Origin of the sequence: Stieleria sp. (assembly GCF_041595215.1) — a bacterium.
Lineage (GTDB): Bacteria > Planctomycetota > Planctomycetia > Pirellulales > Pirellulaceae > Stieleria > Stieleria magnilauensis.
In genome coordinates, this window is record NZ_JBFHKV010000492.1 from 1 (window position 1) to 5,988 (window position 5,988).

2 protein-coding genes are annotated in these 5,988 nt (G+C 60.0%); both read left to right on the forward strand.

Annotation, left to right across the window (positions count from 1 at the left end; all coding sequences use genetic code 11):
- The first annotated feature begins 337 nt into the window (after positions 1-337).
- Positions 338-1,060 carry a hypothetical protein gene (locus ABX749_RS18565; RefSeq protein ID WP_372897277.1) on the forward strand — a complete coding sequence of 241 codons (723 nt, stop codon included), beginning with the start codon at positions 338-340 and terminating at the stop codon, positions 1,058-1,060.
- 169 nt (positions 1,061-1,229) lie between these two features.
- Positions 1,230-5,988 (forward strand): tetratricopeptide repeat protein (locus ABX749_RS18570; RefSeq protein ID WP_372897278.1); only part of this gene is annotated, 4,759 nt, incomplete at its 3' end.

Consider the following 5,988-nt stretch of genomic DNA (forward strand, 5'->3'; position numbering starts at 1 on the left):
ACGGACCGATTCGGCCGACGGCCGTGTTCATTTGTCGAACCCGTTTCCGTCAGGGAAAATGGTCAAAAGATGGGGTGGTCAAAAAATGTTGGCGACGGACGAGTGGTTGCTGCGCGGTGGCTCCATTTTTTGACCAGTCAATTTTTTGACCCCTCCTTCATCGATCACCTGCGGCTTGATGCAGGAATTCGGTGATCCGCTGGGCAACGCCCTCGGTTTTTTAACGCAACCGGTTTGGTTTGCCCCGGCGGCCCTACACAATGCATCGCGAGGATCTAAACGCGACCTATGCTTGACGACGCTTCTTGTCCAACCGCCCGAAACGGAAACTCGTTCGATGGTACGTTTGATCAAATCGGTATTGACGATTGTTGTCGCGACGATTCTGTTGATCCCGATCGCGCTGGCGGCGCTCAAGGCGACTGGAAACTTGCCGCAACCGCTGGTCGATCATGCGGTCAATCGTCTGCCGATCGAATTGACGTCGGCTGTCGGTTTACGGTCGGCTGATCCGGTCGTCCTCGGCAAATGGCCTCCGGTTCGGGGCGACACGTTCCCCGATCTCATTCTGACCGATCAGACCGGCCAAACGGTTCAACTGTCGGACTTCGCCGGCAAGATCATCTTGGTGGAATACGCCGCGATTCCCTGTGAAGGTTGCCAGGCCTTTGCCGGCGGCAAACAGTACGGCGCGTTTGGCAACTTCACGGTGCAGCCCGGACTGGAATCGATCGAACACTACGCACAGCAATACGCAGGTGTCACGCTCGGCAGCGAAGAGGTCGTGTTCGTTCAAGTCTTGCTGTACGGGCGGTCCGTGTCGGCCCCGACGCAAGCCGAGGTCGCCGGTTGGGCGGAACACTTCCACATGGATCGCGATGCGAATCAAATTGTGCTCCGCGGCGATCCCTCCATGCTCAGCCGACAAACCTACGAAATGATTCCGGGGTTCCAGTTGATCGATCGTGAGTTTGTGCTCCGCTCGGACTCCTGTGGCCATCATCCGCACGATGATCTGTACAAAGATCTCTTACCGATGTTACGGACGTTAGCGCGGTAGTTGCGAGCGGTAGTGGCGCGCTGAGGCCCAAGAGTCCGCCTCAATCTAGACAGGGCATCTGGAATTTTGCCCATTTGGCTTTCCCGGCCGCGAAAACGCTTGCGGACCGCGCCCGGGGGGCTTCATACTGATCCCCATTCGTCTGCCGCTCTTCTTTTTGGGGATCCCCGTGACACGTCCATTGACCCACTGCGCGCCGACCCTTTCGTTCGTTCGCACCGTCGGGCTACTCAGCCTGCTTTTGATGTTGATTCCGCTGTCGCTCGGCGCTCAGGACTCGGACGAACTTTCCGATCGCGAGCGAGTCGCTGCGGATCGCTACCTTCAGGTCTTGCTGCGTCGGCCGCGTCCCGGTGTCGCGCTCGATCGCGTGTATGGATACCACGTCCAAAACGATTCGCTGGGCGAACTGGAGCAACAACTCTCCGATCCCCAGGCCGACGACGCCGGGGAACGTCAGATGGTTTGGGGATTGGTTCAGTTGCAGCGTGGTCGTGCGGCCGAGGCGGCACAGATATTGACGGCGGCGGAATCCAAGTTGCCCGACGATGCGGCATGCAGTTTCTATCTCGGCCGCGCGTACTTGGCGGTCGGACAGACCGAGCAGGCGGCCGCCGCGATGGAACGAGCGCTCGATCGCGGGCCGTTGCGCGCCGAAGCGCTGCCGATGTTCACGCAATTGGGGAGGATTTACAGCCGCGCCGGCCAGCGGGAGAAGTCACTTGCCGTCTGGACTCGGCTGGAACAATTGTTTCCCGGTGACACGCGGGTCGGCGGCCAGATCGCGCGGACGCTTGCCGAAGAAGGGAATGACGACGAAGCCTTGCGGCGTTATGAACAGCTCGCGCAGAGTTCGAAACAACCCGATGAGAAGATCGCGATGGCCGTCCAAGCGGCAGAAATGCGACGCAGGATGGGAAACGCGGACGAGGCGACCGAGTTGCTTGAAAAGATTCTGGCTCGGTTAAACCCTGGCAGCTGGCTGCACACGGATGTTCGCAACCGGATCGAAGCCGGTTTTCTGAAGTCGGGTGACTACGACGCCTTGGCGGATTACTACAAACAACAACGTGCCGATCGGCCTGATGATCTGTCGCTGCAAACGCGTTTGGCCCGGATCCTGATCACCGCGGGCCGATTGTCGGAAGCCAAGACGCTGTTGGACGCCGTCGTCGCTCGTGCACCGGATGATACCGAAGCTCGATCGACATTGATCGATGTGTTGATCAATCAAAACAACGTCGCCGAAGCGGCCAATCAATTCAGCGAGCTTGCCAAGCGCGACGCGGACAATCCCGATCACCTGGTGCGGTGGGGACAGGTGTTGTTGGAGGACACCGAGACGCCGTTGGAGCAACGGCGCGACGCAGCGGCGGACGTTTGGTCGCGGCTGGCCGGCACCCGCAGCGACGACGCCGTGACGCTCTCGCAAGTCGCCGACTTGATGCGCGGCATCGATCGAAGCGAAGACGCGATCGAGCTGTATCGCAAGTCGATCGAATTGGATCCCGGCTCGCCCCAATATCGAGAATACTTGGGCGAGTACTTGCATTCGCTCGATCGCAAGGACGACGCCGTCGAGGTTTGGAAGTCGATCGCCGAGGGTGATCGCCGCGGTCGTGAATCGTTGGTCCGGTTGGCCGAAGTGTTTGGGGCGTTCAAGTTGCCAGGTCTGGCACTCGACACGTGGGGAGAGGCCGCGGAATACGATCTGACGTTCGCGCAAGAGTTACGTTACGCGTCGAAGTTGACCGAGGCCAAACAATACGAAAACGCACTGCAACGTTTGGACGCGGCGGCCGAAATTGCGGAAACGCCGGATGAACAAGAACAGTTGCTCAAAGACCGCATCGCCGTCTATCAGGCATCGGGGACGTTGGAGCAACAGATTCGACAGGTCGAAGCCGGACCGGAGTCCGTCGACTCGCTTCGAACATTGGCGTTGATGCATAGTGCGGCCGGCGATCTGGTCAATGCGGAACGCTCGATTCAGCAAGCGCTGAAAATGGAACCGGACAACACCGACGTGTTGCTGGTTGCGGCGGACCTGGCCGAGCGTCAGAACCGATTGAGTGACGCCGCCGAACTGTTCGAACAACTCGCCACGGCGGACAACCGGTTCCGCACCAATTACTTGCAACGCGTCGCCGGTCTGCAAGTCCGGCTGGGACAGACCGATCAAGCGATCGAGACTTGCGAAGCCGTCATTGACGCCAATCCGGCCAGCCCCGAATCGTATCAGTTCTACGCGCGAACCGCGTTCGGCGTCAATCGCGACGAAGAAGCGATCGCCGCTCTGCGTCGGGCAATGACGGTCGCACCCCGCGACAACTCTCCGCGACGGATGTTGGCCAGCCATTTCGCCGATCAATACCGCACCGACGAAGCGATCGAATTGTATTGGCAGGCGTTGAACTATGAAGTCAAGCTGGATGACAAGATCAATGTCATCCGGGCGCTTGCACCCTTGTACGATCGCAAGACAGACCTGCAGACGTTGCTCGGTCGAATCGAAGAGATCAATCGCAAAGACGGCAACGCCCGAACGACCAGTTTGATGATCGCCGCTGCGCACGAGTCCGTGCAGGACTTCGGCGCGGCGATCAGCGCGATCGATCAGTTGCTCGCCGTCCAGCCGCGTGACGTCGCCTTGTTGGAAACCATGGTGCGTCTGGCCGATGCGGCCAACGAAGTGGAGCAGGCTGCGGAGTACCAAAAGCGAATCACCGAACTGGCCAACACGCCGGAAAACCGATTCAAGCTGGTGGAGTATCAACTGGAAGCCGGCACGATCGATGTCGCCCAGGCACTTTCGCAACGCTTGTCGTTTCTGTCGGATCCCTCGCGACTGGGCGGGATGGTGCGTTCGGCGGCGCGACGTGGTGACCTCAAGACGGCACGGGCGATTTGTGAAGAAGCCCTGCGAGCCGACGACAGTTTGTGGGACATCAAACTGTCGCTCGCGCAGTTGTTGCTGATGGACCGAAGCGAAGCGGACGCCGAGGCGAACCGCGAGCGGGCGATGCAGTTGGTCCAGCAGATTCGTGCCGCCGACGTGCCGATGGATGCCCCGGCACCGACGCGACGCAAGCAGACGAACACGACCGTGTCCAGCAATGGATTGCCGGCCGGTTATCAGTCCAACCCGATGTACTGGAGTCAGTCGTCGTACCAATTGGCCCAAATGTTACGCGTCGGTCGATACGCCAACGCATCCTACTCGTATTCCACGCCCAGCGCGACGATCGAGGCCACGTCGTTCGGGCACGCCCGTGTGATCGCCGCATCTTTGATTTTGATGAATGAAGTGATCGGCATGCCGGACGATCAGGCGTCTGATGCGGTGCAGGCAAAACTGGATTCGGAGTTTTCCGTCGAGGACTGGAACACGGTCACCGATGCGATGGAGATCTGGGAACACTTTGCGCTGATGAATGTGATGTCGTTGGTCAGCAATCAGCCCGTTGCAAGTCCGTTCGCACCGACGCCGCCCAATCTCTCTGCGGCGGCGAAAGCCAAAGCGGACGCGTTGCGGCAGAATCAGATGAAGATGATGTGGCGGCTGGCCGAACTCGACCCCAACTATGGGATGACGCCGCTGTTGCAATTCCTTTCTCAGCGGATGATGTCCGATTCGATGCCCGCCGAGCGGAAACCCGACATGACGCCATTGACGGAGAAGGAGCTTGAAATTCTCGCGTTGATCAACGAGCGCGTGCAAGCGTCGGGAATGTCGACCGGGGCGTTGATGGGGGCTCCTCCCGGCGCGGCGGAGATGATGTTTCAAGCGATTCTCGGTCACGAATTTAATCTGGCCGGCCAGGAAGAAAAAGCCGCGCAGTTCGCACCCGAGACTCCCGGTGCGGACTCCAGCTATGACGAAATCGTCGGCGCGATCCAGTTTTACCTCCGACTGGGAAAACCCGAGCAAGCCGACGGGTTGGTCAAGCAATTGCTGCCGGCCGCGCGACGCGAAAAACCCAAAGCGCCGGTTCAGGGATTCAGTCCCATCACCCAAATCATGATGGGCGGTGGCGAGGCGGCCAAAGCGTTTAGCGAACGACACGAGCGGTCGATGGTCGATGCCGTGATCGCGGGTTGGTCCAAGTCGACGCTCAACGCGGCCAGTCGCTCGACGGCCCTTGGCGATGGCTACGTCAATACCTACGCACAGACCGGTAGCGGCGGGTTTCGGTCGGTCCGTATCCGGGGTCCGCTCTCGCCGCGGTTGTTGGATTCGACGCTTGCGCAACAGGTGCTGGCGTTTTCCGCGGACAACAGTGATGGGGCAACGAGCCAAGCTCAAACGCTCAGCGGCCAACCTCAAACGCCAACGCTCTCGGCGAATCTGATCGAGCATCTACAGACTCCACTCAGCGACGCGCCGCTGGAAGAACGAAAGACGCGCCGCGTCGTTGCCGCCTATGCCCATTGGTGGGCGGGGCGTCCGGAGAAGTGTTACGAACAACTGGTCGACCTTTGCACCGAATTCCCCGCCGATGTCGACTTGCAAATTGAGCGTGCCCGTTTGGCGAGCGAGCTGAAACAACCCCGTTTGGCGCTCGAGACGCTGGATTCCTTCAGCCCGCTGGACAGTCGCATGCTGGTCCGCAAGGAGATGGCGGCGATGAATCTGGCTGCCGAGATCGGGGACACCGAGCGAGCCAAGGTTGCTGCCGAGCGGTTGTTCGGCATGCGTTTGGACGTGCAGATGCAACTCGCCCTGGCCGACCAGCTGAAACGATTGGGGCTGAATGATCAAGCCAACGCGATGCTGGCGCGGACCCGTAGCGGCCGCGTCCGCGACGAGAACACCGAATTGCAGATTGCACGCGCGTTTCTTTCCGCCGGTGACAAAGAGGCCGCGGCCGAGGTCGCCTATTCGCTGATGCGACGACTTTCAGCTGGCCGGTCCCAAAGCAGCAACC